Origin of the sequence: Pseudoalteromonas rubra (assembly GCF_005887095.1) — a bacterium.
GTDB classification, from domain to species: domain Bacteria; phylum Pseudomonadota; class Gammaproteobacteria; order Enterobacterales; family Alteromonadaceae; genus Pseudoalteromonas; species Pseudoalteromonas rubra_E.
Map to the genome: position 1 here is coordinate 1 of NZ_PNCI01000166.1, position 290 is coordinate 290.

Annotated in this window: 1 protein-coding gene; it reads left to right on the plus strand. The window is 39.7% G+C overall.

Going from position 1 to position 290, the window contains the following annotated elements; translation table 11 throughout:
* Positions 1–290: insulinase family protein (locus CWB99_RS23740; RefSeq protein WP_171045451.1), on the plus strand; the 290-nt coding region annotated here is incomplete at both ends.

A 290-nucleotide genomic window follows, 5' to 3' on the forward strand; every position in this document is an offset into this window, starting at 1 on the left:
ACAAGGGTAAGGAGCAGAAGAGTTTTATATTGAATGTGTACTCAGGAGAAATACCTTATTCAGAAGATTTAGCGTTAAAGGCAGAGATGTTAACAGAGATATTGAACATCAAGATTATAGAAGATCTTCGGGAGAAGATCGGCGGAATTTATGGAGGAGGTATTGGTGGTGGCCTTAGCAAGTATCCATATAATAGCTACAGTTTCGGTTTACAGCTACCATGTGGTCCGGAGAAAGTGGATGTATTAAAGAAAGCTGCCGATGAGGAGATCGAGAAAATAAGAACAAAG